The 18,744-nt window shown below is 62.7% G+C and carries 12 protein-coding genes and 2 pseudogenes; 5 read left to right on the top strand and 9 right to left on the bottom strand.

Annotation, left to right across the window (positions count from 1 at the left end):
* Positions 1-421: 421 nt before the first annotated feature.
* A pseudogene (locus NP945_RS32055) lies at positions 422-499 on the bottom strand (hypothetical protein); the annotation flags it as partial.
* A 191-nt stretch (positions 500-690) separates the two neighbouring features.
* Here NP945_RS32055 and NP945_RS32050 point away from each other — a divergent pair.
* A complete protein-coding gene (locus tag NP945_RS32050; protein WP_372337997.1) occupies positions 691-1,350 on the top strand; it encodes a GGDEF domain-containing protein in 660 nt (219 codons plus the stop codon).
* Positions 1,351-1,454: 104 nt separating this feature from the next.
* Here NP945_RS32050 and NP945_RS28605 read toward each other — a convergent pair whose 3' ends face one another.
* The 3 genes from NP945_RS28605 to NP945_RS28595 form a co-directional block, all read right to left on the bottom strand.
* Positions 1,455-2,828, bottom strand: coding sequence for a class II 3-deoxy-7-phosphoheptulonate synthase (locus NP945_RS28605; protein WP_127272015.1), 1,374 nt, complete (start codon positions 2,826-2,828; stop codon positions 1,455-1,457).
* Positions 2,829-2,964: 136 nt separating this feature from the next.
* The gene (gene mfd, locus NP945_RS28600; protein WP_127272017.1) at positions 2,965-6,462 is read right to left on the bottom strand and encodes a transcription-repair coupling factor; all 3,498 of its coding nucleotides are present in this window, start codon (positions 6,460-6,462) and stop codon (positions 2,965-2,967) included.
* 71 nt (positions 6,463-6,533) lie between these two features.
* Positions 6,534-6,821 (bottom strand): succinate dehydrogenase assembly factor 2, encoded by a 288-nt coding sequence (locus NP945_RS28595; RefSeq protein WP_027036782.1) that lies wholly within the window; start codon positions 6,819-6,821, stop codon positions 6,534-6,536.
* A 92-nt stretch (positions 6,822-6,913) separates the two neighbouring features.
* Here NP945_RS28595 and recG point away from each other — a divergent pair, with 92 nt between their 5' ends.
* A complete protein-coding gene (recG, locus tag NP945_RS28590; RefSeq protein ID WP_127272019.1) occupies positions 6,914-9,022 on the top strand; it encodes an ATP-dependent DNA helicase RecG in 2,109 nt (702 codons plus the stop codon).
* Here recG and NP945_RS28585 read toward each other — a convergent pair.
* Complete coding sequence (locus tag NP945_RS28585; RefSeq protein WP_027036784.1) at positions 8,974-9,729, bottom strand: DUF502 domain-containing protein; 756 nt, start codon at positions 9,727-9,729, stop codon at positions 8,974-8,976. The two genes, recG and NP945_RS28585, sit on opposite strands and share 49 nt — an antisense overlap.
* A 286-nt stretch (positions 9,730-10,015) precedes the next feature.
* Here NP945_RS28585 and NP945_RS28580 point away from each other — a divergent pair.
* A pseudogene (locus tag NP945_RS28580) lies at positions 10,016-10,301 on the top strand (GIY-YIG nuclease family protein).
* 108 nt (positions 10,302-10,409) lie between these two features.
* Here NP945_RS28580 and glmS read toward each other — a convergent pair.
* From glmS to NP945_RS28560, 4 genes are all read right to left on the bottom strand, one after another.
* Positions 10,410-12,233: a glutamine--fructose-6-phosphate transaminase (isomerizing) gene (gene glmS / locus NP945_RS28575; protein WP_127272024.1), complete on the bottom strand. Its 1,824-nt coding sequence runs from the start codon at positions 12,231-12,233 to the stop codon at positions 10,410-10,412.
* A gap of 177 nt (positions 12,234-12,410) precedes the next feature.
* Positions 12,411-13,769, bottom strand: coding sequence for a bifunctional UDP-N-acetylglucosamine diphosphorylase/glucosamine-1-phosphate N-acetyltransferase GlmU (glmU, locus tag NP945_RS28570; RefSeq protein ID WP_256748190.1), 1,359 nt, complete (start codon positions 13,767-13,769; stop codon positions 12,411-12,413).
* Positions 13,770-13,918: 149 nt separating this feature from the next.
* On the bottom strand, positions 13,919-14,356 hold the full coding sequence (locus tag NP945_RS28565; protein WP_256748189.1) for a nuclear transport factor 2 family protein: 438 nt from the start codon (positions 14,354-14,356) through the stop codon (positions 13,919-13,921).
* 79 nt (positions 14,357-14,435) lie between these two features.
* Positions 14,436-15,182 carry a cytochrome c biogenesis CcdA family protein gene (locus NP945_RS28560; protein WP_127268355.1) on the bottom strand — a complete coding sequence of 249 codons (747 nt, stop codon included), beginning with the start codon at positions 15,180-15,182 and terminating at the stop codon, positions 14,436-14,438.
* 173 nt (positions 15,183-15,355) lie between these two features.
* Between NP945_RS28560 and NP945_RS28555 the strand changes: the two genes are divergently transcribed.
* Positions 15,356-15,733: a hypothetical protein gene (locus tag NP945_RS28555; RefSeq protein WP_127327270.1), complete on the top strand. Its 378-nt coding sequence runs from the start codon at positions 15,356-15,358 to the stop codon at positions 15,731-15,733.
* A 368-nt stretch (positions 15,734-16,101) separates the two neighbouring features.
* Positions 16,102-18,738 (top strand): type I DNA topoisomerase, encoded by a 2,637-nt coding sequence (topA, locus tag NP945_RS28550; RefSeq protein WP_256748188.1) that lies wholly within the window; start codon positions 16,102-16,104, stop codon positions 18,736-18,738.
* Positions 18,739-18,744 lie beyond the last annotated feature (6 nt).

The raw sequence follows: 18,744 nt of genomic DNA, 5'->3' as shown, positions 1-18,744 counted from the left end.
GATGCGCGAATCGCGAATTCAAGCCGCCGCACCGGCTTTGTTTCCAACTGTTGGACGCACGGACTAAGGCTTTTACAGCCCGCAGACAGAGAAAACCCGCTGAACCTCTGCCAGTTAAGGAAACTTTAGCGACGGCGCATTTATGGTCACCTGCAAGCGAAGGCCGTGGGTGGGGACGCATCCCTTCGCAAGTTGTTCGAAGCGTCGGTCGCATTCCCCAGGGCTCGGCGACAAAGGGAAACCGCGAATTCCGCGGAGGATCCGAGGGGAAGAACCAAGATGCAGCCGGCAGCTGTCCCGACCGAACGAAGCACCGACATCGCAGCCACTGTTGTCGCGACAATGCGCCAATTGGGCGTGCTCGGCCTGCCGCGCAATTACGAGATCTTCTATGAGGCCCTGAGCGGCACCAATCGCGAACTCAGTCTGGCCGTCGTTTCGCTGGCCAGCCGGCCGACACAGGATGAACTGGACCAGATCGGGCGCACTTTCTTTGCCCACAACCATGGCCCTGGCATCGTCGAGCATGCCAGAGACGTCATTGCCAGGGAGCTCGAGGAGGTTGCTTCGCTGCTGCGGAGCGAGCGCAGCCACATCGAGAAATACGGCAGGATCCTCGATGAGACATCGAGCGGCCTCAGCGGACGCAGCCTTCTCTCTCAGGATCTCCTGCAGAAGATCGCCAACGCCATGGCGGTTGCCACCAATTCGACGATCGATCACGGCCGGCAGGTGGCCTCGACGCTCAGCGACAAGACGGCCGAACTCGAAAGCGTCAAGTCGAAGCTTGAGGAGTACAAGCGCCTGGCTGACACCGATCCCTTGACGCATATCTGGAATCGGCGCGCCTTCGACAAGGAGATCGCCAGGATCTACAACAGCAACAGGGGCATCCTGTTCAACGCCCTGGTTCTTGTCGACATCGACCGCTTCAAGGACATCAACGACCGCTATGGCCACCCGGTCGGCGACAAGATCATCCAGAGCATCGCCGATATTTTCCAGACCAGCATTCGCGGCGACATGTTCGTCGCCCGCACCGGCGGCGAGGAGTTCGCGCTGATCATCGAGGGCGCCAGCGAGGACGCCACCTATGACGTCGCAGAGCGCATTCGCGCCCTGATCGAGCAGACGCCGTTCACCAGCAGCCAGACCGGTACGAATTACGGCACCGTCACCGTCTCGATGGGTATCTGCATGGCGTCCGAAGCCGAAGGACCCGAAGATCTCTACACCAAGGCCGACCGGGCGCTCTATCGCTCCAAGGTCAGCGGCCGCAACCGGGTCACCAGGCACTCGACGATGGCAGGCCGGGCCGGCAAGAGCTGGCTGCTCTACAAGAAGGACTGACAGTCCCTGCCGGCTGGTGCCGGGAACACTGGACTAGCGCAGACATAAAAGGCGCCCGATTTCTCGGACGCCCTTTCATGGATCTTATTCGGACTGCGCGAAAATCAGCCGTTGACCGCCTGCTTGTGCTGCACCGGGTGGCTCTTCTTCAACAGATCCGAGACCAGGAAGGCCAGTTCGATCGCCTGGTCGGCGTTAAGGCGCGGATCGCAATGGGTGTGGTAGCGGTCCTGCAATTCCTCGGCGGTGATGGCGCGCGCGCCACCGGTGCATTCGGTGACGTTCTTGCCGGTCATTTCGACATGGATGCCGCCCGGATGCGTGCCTTCGGCGCGGTGCACCTCGAAGAAGGTCTGCACCTCCTTGAGAATGCGGTCGAACGGCCGCGTCTTGTAGCCGGCGGCCTCGATCGTGTTGCCGTGCATCGGGTCCGACGACCACACCACGGAGCGGCCTTCCTTCTGCACCGCGCGAACCAGCTTCGGCAGATGGTCGGCGACCTTGTCGGAACCGAAGCGGGCGATCAGCGTCAGCCGGCCGGGCTCGTTCTCGGGATTGAGCAGGTCGATCAGCTCCAGCAAGCCGTCCGGCGTCAGCGACGGACCGCATTTCAGGCCGAGCGGGTTCTTGATGCCACGGCAATATTCGACATGCGCATGGTCGGGCTGGCGGGTGCGGTCGCCGATCCAGATCATATGACCCGAGGTGGCGTACCAGTCGCCGGAGGTCGAGTCGACGCGCGTCAGTGCCTCCTCGTAGCCGAGCAGCAGCGCCTCGTGGCTGGTGTAGAAATCGGTTTCGCGCAGCGCGTAGTTGGTTTCCGAGGTGATGCCGACGGCTTTCATGAAGTCCATCGTCTCGGTGATGCGGTTGGCAAGAGACTCGTATTTCTCGCCCTGCGGACTGTCGGACACGAAGCCGAGCATCCAGCGGTGCACATTCTCCAGGCTGGCATAGCCGCCTTGCGCGAAGGCGCGCAAAAGGTTGAGGGTCGCCGCCGACTGGCGGTACGCCATCTCCTGGCGAGCGGGATCTGGAATGCGCGACTTGGGGTCGAATTCGATGCCGTTGATGATATCGCCGCGATAGCTGGGCAGCGTCACCTCGCCCTTGGTCTCGTTGTCGGACGAACGCGGCTTGGCGAACTGGCCGGCAACGCGGCCAACCTTCACCACCGGCTGCGCGCCGGCGAAGGTGAGCACCACGGACATCTGCAGGAAGACGCGGAAGAAATCGCGGATGTTGTCCGCGCCATGCTCGGCGAAGCTCTCGGCGCAATCGCCGCCCTGGAGAAGGAATGCGTCACCGGCGGCCACAGAAGCGAGCTGCTTCTTCAGCTTGCGCGCCTCACCGGCAAAAACCAGCGGCGGAAAGGTTGCGAGCTGGGCCTCCGTGTTCTTCAGCGCGGCAAGGTCCGGATAGGCAGGAACCTGCTTGATCGGCTTTGCTCTCCACGAATTCGGCGACCATTTCGTCATCGCTGCACCCAACGCTCTTTCCGGCAAGCACCCTCGCCTGCCATTTCCCGCCCCTATATGGGATGGCGGCTCCATACACGAAGCCGATTTCCTATTCTAGACCGGAATTCAAGCGCTGGCGAATGGCCTGGGCCGGCTACGCCGCCTTCTCCACCAGCCGCGCCAACTGGGTCATGACGACCGCCGAGCCCGCCAATCGCTTCTCGGGGGTTGGCCAATCGCGCACGAAGACGACGCTGTGGTCCGGCCGGATCTTGGCCAGCGAGCCCTGCTCGCCGATGAACCGGACGAGCCCGACCGGGTTGGAGAATTCGCGCTTGCGGAAATGGATGACGACGCCCTTCGGCCCGGCGTCGAGCTTCTCGACATTGGCCTTGCGGCAGAGCGCCTTGATGAAGACGATCTTGAGCAGATGCTTGACCTCGTCCGGCAGCGGGCCGAAGCGGTCGATCAGCTCGGCGCCGAAAGCGTCGATTTCCTCGGTGTTTTCGAGATCGCCAAGCCTGCGGTAGAGCGCCAGCCGGAGCTGCAGGTCCGGAACATAGCTTTCCGGGATCATCACCGCCGTGCCGACGGCAATCTGCGGCGACCAGCCGCCATCCTGCACTTCGCCGGAATCCTTCACCTCGGCGACGGCCTCTTCCAGCATCTGCTGGTAGAGCTCGAAGCCGACCTCCTTGATGTGGCCGGACTGCTCTTCGCCAAGAAGATTGCCGGCGCCCCTGATATCGAGGTCGTGGCTGGCGAGCTGGAAGCCGGCGCCCAACGTATCCAGCGATTGCAGCACCTTCAGCCGGCGCTCGGCGGTGTCGGTCAGCTTGCGGTTGGCCGGCAGCGTGAACAGCGCATAGGCGCGCACCTTGGAACGCCCGACGCGGCCGCGCAGCTGATAAAGCTGCGACAGGCCGAACATGTCGGCGCGGTGGATGATCAGCGTGTTGGCGGTGGGGATGTCGAGACCGGATTCGACGATGGTCGTCGACAACAGCACGTCGTACTGGCCGTCATAGAAGGCATTCATGATATCGTCGAGTTCGCCCGGCGGCATCTGGCCATGTGCCACCGCCACCTTCAACTCCGGCACGGATTCCTTCAGGAAATCATGGATTTCCGAAAGATCGCTGATGCGCGGCACCACATAGAAGGAATGGCCGCCGCGATAACGCTCGCGCAGCAGCGTCTCGCGAATGACCAGGGGATCGAACGGCGAGATGAAGGTGCGCACCGCCATGCGGTCGACCGGTGGCGTGGCGATCAGCGACAGCTCGCGCACCCCGGTCAACGCCAGTTGCAGCGTGCGCGGGATCGGTGTCGCCGAGAGCGTCAGCACGTGCACGTCGGTTTTCAAATCCTTCAGCCGCTCCTTGTGCTTGACGCCAAAGTGCTGCTCCTCGTCGATGATCAGCAGGCCAAGGTTCTTGAACGAGATCGCGGAACCAAGCAGCGCGTGCGTACCGATGACAATGTCGACCTGGCCCTCGGCGATGCCTTTCTTGGTCTCGGCCAGTTCCTTGGCGCCGACCAGCCGCGACGCCTGGCCGACACGGATCGGCAGGCCGGAGAAACGCTGCGAAAAGGTCTTGAAATGCTGGCGCGACAACAATGTCGTCGGCACCACAACTGCCACCTGAAAGCCTTCCATCGCCGCGATGAAGGCGGCACGCAGCGCCACTTCGGTCTTGCCGAAGCCGACATCGCCGCAAATCAGCCGGTCCATCGGCTTGCCGGCAGCAAGATCGTCGCGCACCGAATCGATGGCCGTCTGCTGGTCGTCGGTCTCTTCATAGGGGAAGCGGGCCGCGAACTCGCCATAGAGGCCTTCTGCCGGCACCAGTGGCGGTGCGGAGCGCATCTGCCGTTCGGCGGCGATGCGGATCAGCTGCCCGGCCATGTCGAGCAGGCGCTTCTTCAGTCGCGCCTTGCGCGACTGCCAGGCGCCGCCGCCAAGCTTGTCCAGCGTCGCCTCGGCTGTGTCAGAACCGTAGCGCGACAGAAGCTCGATGTTTTCCACCGGCAGGAACAGCCGGTCGTCACCCGCATAGTGGATTTCAAGGCAGTCATGCGGTGCGCCGACCGCTTCGATGGTACGCAGGCCGATGAAACGGCCAATGCCATGATCGGCATGGACGACAATGTCGCCGGCCGACAGCGCCGAGGCCTCGGCAATGAAGTCCGAGGGACGCTTCTTGCGTTTCGAACGCCGGATCAGCCGGTCGCCCAAAATGTCCTGTTCGGCGACGACGACCAGTTTTTCGGTCTCGAAGCCGGATTCGAGCGGCAGTACGGCCAGGGCCGCCTGCCCCGGTTCGAGCTTTTCGGCTTCCGCCAGCGTCGCCACCTGCTTGAGATTGCCGAGATGGTGTTCGGCAAGGATCTGGCCAAGCCGGTCGAGCGAGCCTTCGGTCCAGCCGGCAATGACAATGCGGCGGCGCGCCGCGCGCTCATCGGCGATGTGTTTGACGACGACATCGAACACATTGGCGTTCGGATCGGCGCGCTCCTCGACGAAGCTGCGGCCGTGGCGCGAGCCGGCGTGATAGACCTTCTTGGCGCCAACTTCGGGCGCGTCGAATGGCGTGAAGTCGATCGCTTCACGCGGCCCGAGCGAGGCAATCAGGTTTTCCGGGGAGAGATAGAGCAGGTCCGGTGCGACCGGCTTGTAGGGCACGGCGTCCTTCAAGGCACCGTCCGCCTGCTTCTTGCGCGCCTCGTAATGGTCGAGGATCAGCGTGTGGCGTTCGGCCAACGCCTCATGCGCCAGATGGTCGAAGATGACAGGCGTGTCAGGCAGATAGTCGAACACCGTCTCCAGCCGCTCATAGAAAAACGGCAGCCAGTGTTCCATTCCGGCAAACCGCCTGCCTTCGCTGACTGCTGCATAGAGCCCGTCATCGCGCTGTGGAGCGCCAAAGGCTTCGATATAGGAGCGGCGGAAACGGCTGATGGTTTCGGGCGTCAGCGCCACTTCGCTCATCGCCTGCAGCGCCATCGACTTGCGCTGGCCGGTGGTGCGCTGCGTGGCGGCGTCGAAGACGCGGATCGATTCAAGCGTGTCGCCGAAGAAGTCGAGCCTGAGCGCTTCGGTCCAGCCAGGCGCGAACAGGTCGAGAATGCCGCCGCGCACCGCGAACTCGCCGATGCCACGCACGGTCGGCACGCGCTCAAAACCGGACGTTTCCAGCCGCGACACCAGTACGTTCATGTCGATCTGGTTGCCGGGCCTGGCGTGGAACGTCTGTGCCTCGACGAGATCCGCCGGCGGAATGCGCTGCAGCAGCGCATTGGCGGTGGTGAGGATGACGGCGCGGTGCGGCTTCTTCGCCAGAGCGATCATGGCGGTCAGCGCATCGAGGCGCTTGGCGGCAGCATCCGAACCGGGCGAGACGCGGTCGTAGGGCAGACAATCCCACGCCGGCAGTTGCAGCACCGGCAGGCCGGGGGCAGCGAAAGACAGCGCCTCAACGATCGCCGGCAGGCGCTGACCGTCGCGCGCGACGAACAGAACCGGCTTGTCGGGCGCGATCTCGAGTGCCGCCTGCACCAGCGCAAAGGCTTCATAGCCATCAGCGACGCCGTCGACGATGAACTGGCCGGCGCGGTCTTTCGGCAAACCGATGGTGGGAATGAGGCTCATGAAATCACGGTCTTGTTTTATCGCAATTCACTAGGGGAAGCGCTTTGCACTTTTCCTGGAATTGCTTGTGTTCAGAATGTCAGAGAATGGCGGAAAGCCAGGATCTTTTGCAGGACGGCACAATCGATATCGGCCGGCACCGGGCGTTCGCCGGTGACCATGGGCAGGAATTCGGTATCGGGAATGTCGAGGAGCCTCTCATATTGGTCGATTTCCTCGGCCGTCAAGGCGCCGATCTCAGCGTCGGCGAAAGTGCCGAGGATCAGGTCCATCTCGCGCATGCCGCGATGCCAGGAGCGAAACAGAAGCTTGCGGCGGCGGACGTCGAGCCCCTCGCTTGATCTCGTCGTTCCGGTCATCGTGCCGCATCCTTGCTTGCTGCGGCGCATATAGCGTGGATAGAAGGGGCTGTCAGCCTTGCGCTGCCGCCATCGCAACATAAGCTGACATCATGCGCCCGACCATCCTCGATCCCTTGTTTGTACCGATCACGTCGCTTGCAGGCGTCGGACCGAAAGTCGGCGCGCTGATCGAGAAGGTTGTCCCGGCCGATCTGGGTGACCGCCCCGCCCGCGCGGGCGACCTTCTGTTCGTGCTGCCGCACACCGTCATCGACCGGCGCAGCCGCCCGGGCATCGCAGGATCCGCGGAAGGCCAAATCGTGACGCTGGAGGTGCGCATCGACCGCCACCAGCCGCCGCCGCGCGGCAACAGGTCGGTGCCTTACCGCGTCTTCGCCCATGACGACACCGGCGAGATCGCGCTGACCTTCTTCCATGCTCACGCTTCCTATCTCGAAAAGGCGATGCCCGAGGGCGAGCATGTCGTGGTCTCGGGCCGCATGGAATGGTTCAATGGCCGCCCGAGCATGGTCCACCCCGACCATATTGCGCTGGCCAGCGAGGCGGAAAACCTGCCGCTGGTCGAACCGGTCTATCCCCTGACAGCCGGGCTCTCGGGCAAGGTGCTGCGCCGGGCGATCGGCCAGGCGCTGGCGCGTGTGCCTGAATTTCCCGAATGGCAGGACGGCGCCTTCATGCGCCGGCACACCTTTGCGGCCTTTGCCGATGCGCTCGCCCGCATCCACAATCCGGCCGACCCGATCGATGTCTCCATCGATGGCGCTGCCTGGCGGCGCCTGGCCTATGACGAGCTGCTGGCGGGCCAGGTCTCGCTGGCGCTGGTGCGGGCGAAAGTCCGCCGCCTGTCCGGCCGTCCCCTGGTCGGCGACGGCCGCATCGTCGAAAAACTGAGGGCCGCACTGCCCTACTCGCTGACATCGAGCCAGGAGTTCGCGCTGGCCGAAATCAATGCCGACCTTGCCGATCCCGAGCGCATGCTGCGGCTCCTGCAGGGCGATGTCGGCTCCGGCAAGACGGTCGTCGCGCTGCTGGCCATGGCGCGCGCCGTCGAGGCCGGCGGCCAGGCAGCACTGATGGCGCCGACCGAAATCCTGGCGCGCCAGCATCTGGCGACCATCACGCCGCTTGCCGCCAAGGTCGGGCTGCGCATTGCTATCCTCACCGGCCGCGAAAAGGGCCGCGAACGCGCGGATACGCTGGCCGGCCTGGCAAGCGGCGAGATCGACATCGTGGTCGGCACCCATGCGCTGTTCCAGGAGACGGTCATGTTCCACGACCTGGTCTTCGCCGTGATCGACGAGCAGCACCGTTTCGGCGTCCATCAGCGGCTTGCCATCACCGCCAAGGGCGACGCGCCCGACATGCTGGTGATGACGGCCACTCCCATCCCCCGCACGCTGGTGCTGACCGCTTTCGGCGACATGGACGTGTCGAAACTGACGGAAAAACCGGCCGGCCGCCAGCCGATCCGTACCGTTACACTGCCGCTCGAGCGGCTCGACGAACTGGTCGACCGCATGGTGGACGCCGTCGCCGGCGGCCAGAAGATCTACTGGATCTGTCCGCTGGTCGAGGAATCCGAAGAAATCAAGCTGATGTCGGCCGAGGACCGCTTCGCCTCGCTGAAACCATTGTTCGGCGAACGTATCGGGCTCGTTCACGGCCGCATGAAGGGTGCCGAGAAGGACGAGGCGATGCGTGCCTTCAAGCAGGGCGAGACACGCATCCTGATCGCCACCACCGTCATTGAGGTCGGCGTCGACGTGCCGGACGCCACCGTCATGGTCATCGAGCACGCCGAGCGCTTCGGCCTGGCCCAGCTGCACCAACTGCGCGGCCGGGTCGGGCGTGGCGACAAGCCCTCCTCCTGCGTGCTGCTCTACAAGGACCCGCTCGGCGAGACCGCAAAACGCCGGCTGTCGGTGATGCGCGAGACCGAGGACGGGTTCCTGATCGCCGAAGAAGACCTGAAGCTGCGCGGCGAAGGCGAATTGCTGGGCACCCGCCAGTCCGGCACGCCGGGTTTCCAGGTTGCGCGCATCGAGGCGCATGCCGACCTTCTGGAGGCCGCCCGCGACGATGCCAGGCTGATCCTGTCGCGCGACCCGGAGCTGCAATCGCAGCGTGGCGAGGCGTTGCGCCTGCTGCTTTATTTGTTCGGCCGCGACGAGGCCGTGCGGCTCCTGCGCGCCGGCTGAGCCAGGGCGGCAACCGACGGGTTGGCGAGCATCCCTTCGATCGGCTCGCCATTCACGACAACCATTTGCTTGACCTCGGGCGCCACCAGCCCGGCCGACACAATCAGCTTGGCGCCGTCCTCAATCGTCATGTCGAGCAGCACGATGTCCGACTTCGGCACATACATCAGGAATCCGGTGGTCGGGTTTGGCGTGCACGGCATGAATACGGCAATCAGCGGATCGCCTTCCTGGTCGAGCTTCTGGTTGATCTCGGTTTCCTTCTCGCTGGCGACGAACACCAGCGACCACACACCCTTGCGCGGATATTCGACCAGTCCGACCTGGCGGAACATGTCGCCCTTGTTGGACAGCACGGTCTCGAAAATCTGTTTCAGCGAGCCATAGATGCCGCGCACCAACGGCATGCGGCCAAGCAGGCGCTCGCCGAAATTGACGATGGCGCGGCCGACGATGTTGGCCGTAAGGAAGCCGATCAGCGTGATCAGGATGAGCGCCACGATCAGCCCGAATCCCGGCACAGGAAACGACAAATAGGTGTCAGGGCTGTAGCGGGCCGGAATATAGGGTTTCACCCAGGAATCGACCCAACCGATGAATGACCAGGCGATGTAGGCGGTGATCGCCAGCGGCGCGCAGACGATGAAGCCCGTGAGGAAGTAGTTCCTCAGCCGGGTCACGCCGGAAGTCTTGGGAGCGTCGGACATGATTCACCGGAGGCGCGGGTTGCAGCGCAACATTAGTGAACCGCCGTCCAGTTTGGAACTGCGAAGTTTTTAAAGAGCCGATTATGCCGCCACTTTCAACGAAACAATCCAAACGGAAGCAGCATACGTTCGCGATTAGCCGAAACACCCCTCCCCTTCGTCATCCACGGGCGGAGCAAGGAGCGAAGCGACGCGGCGCAGACCCGAGGATCCATTCCGTGGCGTCGGCCGAAGAATGCAACCCCTCAAGATGGTCGGCGGATCGTTCGGTCGCTATACTTCGTTCATGACGGGCTATGTCTATTTAACTGCGAGCCGGAAACGCGGCACCATCTATATTGGCGTCACAAACGATCTCGGCCGCCGAATGCCCGAGCACAAGTCTGGTGGGGTTCGCGCTTTACTGGGCGGTATGGCGTAGAACGCTTGGTTTGGTACGAAGAGTATTTCGACATCCGCGATGCAATCCAGCGCGAGAAGTCGCTGAAACGTTGGCCGCGTCATGGAAGATTGAATTGATCGAAAAGGCCAATCCGGAGTGGTTCGAGCTTTTCCGCGGGACTGGGTGGTAGCGCCAAGTTCTGCACTGCTTTGATCCGCCATACCGTCACGGAATGGATCCTCGGGTCTGCGCAGGAGCTTCGCTCCCGCTACGCCCGTGGATGACGAAAGGATGAGGCCTATTCCACCGTCACCGATTTCGCCAGATTGCGCGGCTGGTCGACGTCGGTGCCCATGAAGACGGCGGTAAAATAGGCCAGCATCTGGATCGGCAGCGCGTAGATGATCGGCGAGATGATTTCCGGCACGTCCGGCAGGATGATCGTCTCCATCGTCTTGACGCTCGTCAGCGCCGCACCCTTGCTGTCGGTGATCAGGATGATCTTGCCGCCGCGCGCCGCCACTTCCTGCATGTTCGACACGGTTTTTTCGAAAATGTGGTCGTGCGGCGCAATGACGATGACCGGCATGTTCTCATCGATCAGCGCGATCGGTCCATGCTTCAGCTCGCCGGCCGCATAGCCCTCGGCGTGGATATAGGAGATTTCCTTGAGTTTCAGCGCGCCTTCCATGGCCAGCGGAAAGTTGGTGTCGCGGCCGAGATAGAGCACGTCCTTGTAGCGTGAGAGTTCACGCGCGATCCGTTCGATCTGCTCTTCAAGCTTGAGCACCTGATTGGCATAGCGCGGCGCTTCCGATAGCGCGCGCACCAGGGTCTTCTCTTGTTCTTTCGAGATTGTCCCGCGCGCCACGCCGGCCCGCACGGCAAGCGATGCCAGCACGGACAGCTGGCAGGTGAACGCCTTGGTCGAGGCAACGCCGATCTCCGGCCCGGCGAGCGTCGGCAGCACGACATCGGATTCGCGCGCCATGGTCGATTCGCGCACATTGACGATCGCGCCGATCTTCATGCCGGCCTTGCGGCAATAACGCAGCGAGGCCAGCGTGTCGGCAGTCTCACCGGACTGCGAAATGAAGAACGCCGCGTCGTTCTTCGACAATGGCATTTCGCGGTAACGGAATTCGGAGGCGACATCGATGTCGACGGGCAGGCGCGCGTAGCGCTCGAACCAGTATTTGCCGATCAGGCCGGCAAGATAGGCGGTACCGCAGGCCGAAATCGCCAGCCGGTTGATCTCTGCGAAATTGAACGGCAGATCCAGCGGCTTGGAGACGCCGCCGACAAAATCGAGATAATTCGCCAAGGTATGCGAGATCACTTCGGGCTGCTCATGGATCTCCTTCTCCATGAAATGGCGCCGATTGCCCTTGTCGACCATGAAGCTGGTCGAAAGCGACTGCTGGCGCTTGCGGTCGACCTTTGTGCCGTCGATGTCGAAGATGGTGACGCCGTCGCGGCGCACCACCGCCCAGTCGCCATCTTCGAGATAGGTGATCGAATTGGTGAACGGTGCGAGCGCGATGGCGTCGGAGCCCAAAAACATCTCGCCATCGCCATGGCCGACAGCCAAAGGCGGACCATTGCGCGCGCCGACGATCAGGTCCTCGTCGCCCTTGAACATGATTGCCAGCGCAAAGGCGCCTTCCAGCCGCTTCAGCGCCTGGTGCGCGGCCTCGACCGGCTTCAGGCCTTTGGCGAGTTCGCGCGCCACCAGATGGGCGACGACCTCGGTGTCGGTCTGCGAGGAGAAAGAATAGCCATCGCGGATCAGTTCTTCGCGCAATTCGGCGAAATTCTCGATGATGCCGTTATGGACGATGGCGACACCGTCGGAAAAATGCGGATGCGCATTGGTCTCGTTGGGCACGCCGTGTGTCGCCCAGCGTGTGTGACCGATGCCGATCGTACCGTCGAGCGGCTCGTCCTTGAGCCGGCGCTCGAGGTTGATCAGCTTGCCTTCGGCGCGGCGGCGAGCAAGCTGGCCGTGCTCGATGGTGGCGACGCCGGCCGAGTCATAGCCGCGATATTCCAACCGCTTCAGCGCATCGACGATGAGCGGCGCAACCTGCGAGTGGCCGACGATTCCAACGATACCGCACATGCAGACAGCCCCCGAGTCCCCGTGGAAAACCAGCGCTATTTAGGGATGGCCGGCCTGCCGCGAAAGTCACATTGCATTTCGTCCCGTGTAACGGAACGCTCATTCTTGTCGATGCACCATGACAGACCGCTCTTGCAATCCGGTTACTGCAATCGTTCGGTTTTTTGCGGGCTGGTCTTACTTTTTCTTCGCAGCCGCGGCCGAAGCAAAGCGTTCGCGCAATTCCTTGCCCTTGCCCGGGATCGTCTTTTGGCGAGCACGGCCGAAGGCCAGCGCATCGTCGGGCACGCTTTCGGTGATCACGCTGCCCGAGGCAATGTAGCCGCCCTTGCCGATGGTGACAGGCGCCACCAGCGACGAATTGGAGCCAATGAACGCGCCCTCGCCGATGTCGGTGAAGAATTTCGAATAGCCGTCATAATTGCAGGTGATGGTGCCAGCGCCGATATTGGCGCCCGCGCCGACGCGGGCATCGCCGATATAGGTCAAATGGTTGACCTTGGCGCCCTCTTCGATAACCGCCTGCTTGACCTCGCAAAAATTGCCGACCTTGGCCTTGTCCCGGAGATCAGCACCCGGCCGCAGCCGCGCGTACGGCCCGACATCGCAATTGGACGCAATGGTGGCGCCTTCGATGTGGCTGAACGCATGTATCTTGGCGCCCGTCGCAATCTTCACGCCCGGACCGAACCAGACATTGGGCTCGACGATTGTGTCAGTGCCGATCTCGGTGTCGTGCGAGAAATACACCGTCTCCGGCGCGATCAGCGTCACGCCCGACAGCATCGCTTCATGCCGCCGGCGCGCCTGCCATATGCCCTCGGCTTGCGCCAGTTCGGCGCGGTTGTTGATGCCGAGCGCGCTTTCGAAGCTGGCTTCGGTGGCGACGACATCGAGGCCTCGCGCGCTGGCGATCTCGACAATGTCGGTGAGATAATACTCGCCTTTGGCGTTGTTGTTGCCTACCTGATCGAGCAGTTTCAGCGCGTGATCACCGGCCACCGCCATCATGCCGGCATTGCAGAAGGCTATTTTCCTCTCCTCCTCGGAGCAGTCCTTCTCTTCGCGGATGGCGATCAGCTTGCCGTCCTTTTCGAACAGCCTGCCATATCCGGTCGGGCTGGGCGGGCGGAAGCCGATCACGACGACGGCGGCGCCCTCGGCCAGCTTCAGCCGCGCCACGGTCAGCGCATCGGCGTCGATCAGCGGCGTGTCGCCAAACATCACCAGGATATCGTCATAACCCTTTGATATCGCATCGCGTGCGGCCAGCACGGCGTGCGCGGTGCCAAGGCGCTTTTCCTGCACGAAAGTCTCGGCCTTCGGCGCGAACTTTGCCGCCGCCTTGCGCATCTCTTCCGCGCCATGACCGATCACCAGCGCCTGGCTGCCCGCGCCGGCAGCTTCGGCCGCCCTCACCACATGGGCGACCATCGGCAGGCCGGCAATCTGGTGCAGCACCTTCGGCAGCACGCTCTTCATGCGCGTGCCTTCGCCGGCGGCGAGAATGACGGACAGGCAGGATCTCTGGCTCATGGAAGGGACAACCATATGAAAAGGGTTGGGAATCAAAGCATGCTAGCAGTGGCGCCTTGCTTCACCAATGCGGTTAAATTTCGGTGAGATGGCGGAGCAGCTGACTCTTAATCAGCGGGTCTTAAAACGGAATTCGGCAGTCAGCACACCTACAACAGGCCGTGTTTCCTGAATTCCGCCTGCTCGTCACCTGATATCCAGCCAAACACCTTCAGCTTGCCGTCACGCTTTTCGACGAGATAGTTGACCGCAAAGTCGATGGTCACGGGACTCCCATCCTTGCGTTCATAGTCACCGGCCCAGCTTACCTCAGCCACGCAATGGTCCTGGTCGACAGGTGTCACAGAGACCTCCTTGCAGGTCATCCTCTTGCTGCCGAGGGCACGATAGGCCTCAAAACCCTTTGTCATGATGGCCTTCAACTGCTCGCCATTCTCGCCAACCATGACCGCTGCCGGCGTCACCGAGACAAAACCGGCCGAATACATGTCCGCGACGTCGTTGAGATCGACGGTGTCGGCGATCGCGTCATTGTAGATTTTCTCATAGACCTTGAAGAATTTTCGCACATCCGCCTTGGCTACCATTCTCGCCTCCCGGCTCGAAAAAGTGTTGATCAACGGTACTGCAAATGCGGGCTGCCGTGCATCGTTCCGCCGACGCGACCTACCCCAGCCGCCCCAGCACCGGGAAATTTTCCAGCAGCCAGTAAGACACCGTCTGCACGCCGCCGGTGAGGAAAAACACGCCGGCGACCACCAGCAGCGCGCCGATCGCTTTTTCGACGCGGCCGAGATGGACGCGGAATTTGCCAAGGAAGCGCATGAAGGCGCCGGAAAACAGGGCGGCGATCAGGAACGGGATACCCAGCCCGAGCGAATAGGCGGCGAGCAGCAGCGCGCCCTCGCCCACCGTCTCGCGGCCGCCGGCCAGCGTCAGGATCGGACCGAGCACCGGGCCGATGCAGGGCGTCCAGCCGAAGGCGAAGGCCAGCCCCATGACATAGGCCGCGACCGCACTTGCCGGCTTGCCCTGCGACTGGAAGCGCGCCTCGCGTGAAAGCAGCGGAATGCGCAGGATGCCGAGGAAATTCAGGCCCATGAGGATGATCAGCACACCGGCGCCCATCGCTAGCGGCTCCTGCCAGATACGCAGCAGCCGGCCGATGGTCGAGGCCCCGGCGCCAAGCGCGACAAAGACGGTCGAGAAGCCGAGCACGAAGGCGATCGAGGAATAAAGCAGCGCGCCGCGCGCGCCTTCCCTCGCCGTAGTTCCCGCATTGCCACGGAAATCGTCGACCGACACGCCGGCCATATAGCAGAGATAGGGCGGCACCAGCGGCAGCACGCAAGGCGACAGGAACGAGATGGCTCCCGCCCCGACCGCGCTGACATAGCCGATGTCCAATGCCATTTCCAGGAACTCCACTGTCGTGCCGCTGATATAGCGACGCGCAGCCTTGTCCACCAATCACCATTGTGTTGGCAAGATCATGCTTGCCGGGGAAGAAACGGCAGCCCCTGGGCGTTGACACAGCGAGGCCGCGATTTCCCGCGCGTCTCCAGATACCAGTCAGGGAGATTTCCATGAAAACCATAACCGCAGGACTGGCAGCGCTTCTGCTCAGCACCGCCGCATCCTTCGCCGCCGACGCGTGGAAGGAAGCCGAGGTCAATGGCACCAAGATCTACACCGACGCCAATGGCATGACGCTCTACACCTATGACAAGGACGAGAAGGGCAAGAGCAATTGCTACGACAAATGCGCCACCAACTGGCCGCCGCTGAAAGCCGAAGCCGGCGCCAAGGCGGACGACGAATGGACCGTTGTCGACCGCACCGACGGCACCAAGATGTGGGCCTATGACGGCAAGCCGGTCTACACCTTCATCAAGGACAAGAAGCCCGGCGATGTGACCGGCGACGGCGTCGGCGAAGTCTGGCATATCGTCAAGGCCGACTAAGATACTCAATACATTCACGCCTGATGGCGGAACAAGGCTGGTCGCCAGGCATCGCTCTATGCAGCCGGCGGCCAGCGTCGATCAATTTGCCACTGGCGTCGCCCCGATGCCACTGCTCCAGCAGCTTTCCGCGACTCGGCGAAAATGAAAACCAGTCGTTTCCGCTGACTTGAGACCACCATCTCCCTTTCCCAAATTCTGTGATTTTCTCCATACACTCTAAGAGTGTATTGCCGCGGGCCGGCCCGCAATTTGGGCGCTTCCCCTTGACCGGACGCAAAAGCGCGGCCATGTGAGCGACAAATAGAACGAGATTTCGTCGCGCGCAGCGGAATTCTTCTGCCGCACCACAGCTGATATGAGACCTCATGGACGTCGTCGTCGTCGAATCGCCGGCCAAGGCGAAGACAATCAACAAATATCTCGGCAAGAACTACAAGGTTCTGGCCTCGTTCGGCCATATCAGGGATTTGCCGGCCAAGGACGGCTCGGTGCGTCCGGATGAGGATTTCGCCATGTCCTGGGCGGTCGACACCGCCTCGGGCAAGCGACTCGCCGACATCGCCAAGGCGGTCAAGGATGCCGATGGCCTGATCCTCGCCACCGACCCGGATCGCGAAGGTGAAGCCATCTCCTGGCATGTGCTGGAGGTGCTGAAGCAGAAGCGCGCGCTGAAGGACAAGCCGGTCAGCCGCGTCGTCTTCAACGCCATCACCAAATCGTCGGTGCTGGAGGCGATGGCCAATCCGCGCCAGATCGATGCGCCGCTGGTCGATGCCTATCTCGCCCGCCGGGCGCTGGATTATCTCGTCGGCTTCACGCTGTCGCCGGTGCTGTGGCGCAAGCTGCCGGGCGCCCGCTCGGCCGGCCGCGTCCAGTCGGTTGCGCTGCGTCTCGTCTGCGACCGCGAATCCGAAATAGAGCGCTTCATCCGCGAGGAATACTGGCAGATCGCTGCACTGCTGGGCACGCCGCGCAACGAGAATTTCGAAGCGCGGCTGACTGCCTTCGATCGCAAGAAGCTGCAAAAGCTCGACATTTCCAACAAGGCGCAGGCCGACGACATCAAATCGATGCTCGAAGGCGCGACCTTCAAGGCGGTGTCGGTCGAAGCCAAGCCGACCAAGCGCAATCCCGGCCCGCCCTTCACCACTTCGACGCTGCAGCAGGCCGCCTCATCGGGCCTCGGCTTCTCGGCCAGCCGCACCATGCAGGTGGCGCAACGGCTCTATGAAGGCATGGAGATCGGCGGCGAGACCACAGGTCTCATCACCTATATGCGAACCGACGGCGTGCAGATGGCACCCGAGGCGATCGACGCCGCGCGCGATGCCATCGCCAAGGAATTCGGCCCGAAATACCTGCCGGAAAAGCCGCGCCAATACACAGCCAAGGCCAAGAACGCCCAGGAAGCGCACGAAGCGATCCGTCCGACGGATTTCATGCGCACCCCGGCATCGGTCAGGCAGTATCTCGATTCCGACCAGATGCGGCTCTATGAACTGATCTGGAAGCGCGCCATCGCCAGCCAGATGCAGCCAGCCGAGATCGAGCGCACCACCGCCGAGATCGAGGCAGTCAACGGACCGCGCACCGCGGAGCTGCGTGCCATCGGTTCGGTCGTTCGGTTCGACGGTTTCATCGCCGCCTACACCGACCAGAAGGACGACGATGCGGAAGACGAGGAAAACCGCCGCCTGCCCGAAATCCGCGCCGGCGAGCAGCTAGCCCGCCAGGCGATCAATGCCACCCAGCACACCACCGAGCCGCCGCCGCGCTATTCCGAAGCTTCACTGATCAAGAAGCTGGAAGAACTCGGCATCGGCCGGCCTTCTACCTATACGGCGATCCTGAAGACGCTCGAGGACCGCGATTACGTCACCATCGACAAGCGCCGGCTGGTGCCGCAGGCCAAGGGCCGGCTGCTGTCGGCCTTCCTCGAAAGCTTCTTCAAGCGCTATGTCGAGTACGACTTCACCGCGTCCCTTGAGGAAAAGCTCGACGAGATCTCGGACGGCAAGCTCGCCTGGAAGGACGTGCTGCGCGATTTCTGGAAGGATTTTTCCGGCGCCGTCGCCGACATCAAGGAACTGCGCGTCACCGACGTGCTCGACGCGCTCAATGAAGAACTGGCGCCGCTGGTGTTCCCGACTCGGGAGGACGGCTCCAATCCCCGCATCTGCCCGAAATGCGGCACCGGCAATCTGTCGCTGAAGCTTGGCAAGTTCGGCGCCTTTGTCGGCTGCTCCAACTATCCCGATTGCTCCTTCACCCGCCAGCTCGGCGATGCCGCCAATCCCAATGGCGAGAATGGCGGCGGCGAGGACGGCACCAAGGTGATCGGCAAGGATCCTTACACGTCAGAGGAAATCACGCTGCGCAGCGGTCGCTTCGGCCCCTATCTGCAGCGTGGCGACGGCAAGGAGGCCAAGCGTTCCAGCCTGCCCAAGGGCTGGACGGCCGAGTCGATCGACCACGAAAAGGCGCTGGCGCTGCTGTCGCTGCCGCGCGATGTCGGCCAGCATCCGGAAACCGCCAAGATGATCTCAGCCGGGCTTGGCCGCTACGGCCCGTTCGTGCTGCATGACGGCACCTATGCCAATCTCGAAAGCATCGAGGACGTGTTCTCGATCGGCCTCAACCGCGCCGTATCGGTGATCGCCGAGAAGCAGCTGAAGGGCAAGGGCGGCCGCAATGGCGGTACTGCCGCGGCGCTGAAGGAGCTTGGCGACCATCCCGATGGCGGCGGCAAGATCGTCGTGCGCGACGGCAAATACGGGCCCTACGTGAATTTCGGCAAGGTCAATGCTACGCTGCCCAAGGGCAAGGATCCGCAGTCGGTGACGATCGAGGATGCGCTGGCGTTGATTGCCGAGAAGGAAGCCAAGGGCGGCGGCGGCAAGAAGCCTTTCCGAAAGGCAGCCGCGGCCAAGGCCCCGGCGACCAAGAAGGCGGCAGCCAAGAAGCCGGCTGCGAAGAAGCCGGCCGCGAAGAAAAAAGGATAGGACAGC

This window comes from Mesorhizobium sp. LMG17149 (assembly GCF_024518695.1).
Taxonomy (GTDB): domain Bacteria; phylum Pseudomonadota; class Alphaproteobacteria; order Rhizobiales; family Rhizobiaceae; genus Mesorhizobium.
Note: the sequence above shows the minus strand (reverse complement) of the source record. Positions and strands in the feature narration are given on the sequence as shown.

Coding starts and splice junctions, on each gene's coding strand:
- recG (WP_127272019.1), top strand. CDS start 6,914: ATGCGCCCGACCATCCTCGATCCCTTGTTTGTACCGATCACGTCGCTT.
- NP945_RS28560 (WP_127268355.1), bottom strand. CDS start 15,182: ATGGCATTGGACATCGGCTATGTCAGCGCGGTCGGGGCGGGAGCCATC.
- mfd (WP_127272017.1), bottom strand. CDS start 6,462: ATGAGCCTCATTCCCACCATCGGTTTGCCGAAAGACCGCGCCGGCCAG.
- glmU (WP_256748190.1), bottom strand. CDS start 13,769: ATGAGCCAGAGATCCTGCCTGTCCGTCATTCTCGCCGCCGGCGAAGGC.
- NP945_RS28565 (WP_256748189.1), bottom strand. CDS start 14,356: ATGGTAGCCAAGGCGGATGTGCGAAAATTCTTCAAGGTCTATGAGAAA.
- NP945_RS28555 (WP_127327270.1), top strand. CDS start 15,356: ATGAAAACCATAACCGCAGGACTGGCAGCGCTTCTGCTCAGCACCGCC.
- NP945_RS28595 (WP_027036782.1), bottom strand. CDS start 6,821: ATGACCGGAACGACGAGATCAAGCGAGGGGCTCGACGTCCGCCGCCGC.
- glmS (WP_127272024.1), bottom strand. CDS start 12,233: ATGTGCGGTATCGTTGGAATCGTCGGCCACTCGCAGGTTGCGCCGCTC.
- NP945_RS28585 (WP_027036784.1), bottom strand. CDS start 9,729: ATGTCCGACGCTCCCAAGACTTCCGGCGTGACCCGGCTGAGGAACTAC.
- NP945_RS28605 (WP_127272015.1), bottom strand. CDS start 2,828: ATGACGAAATGGTCGCCGAATTCGTGGAGAGCAAAGCCGATCAAGCAG.
- topA (WP_256748188.1), top strand. CDS start 16,102: ATGGACGTCGTCGTCGTCGAATCGCCGGCCAAGGCGAAGACAATCAAC.
- NP945_RS32050 (WP_372337997.1), top strand. CDS start 691: ATGGCGGTTGCCACCAATTCGACGATCGATCACGGCCGGCAGGTGGCC.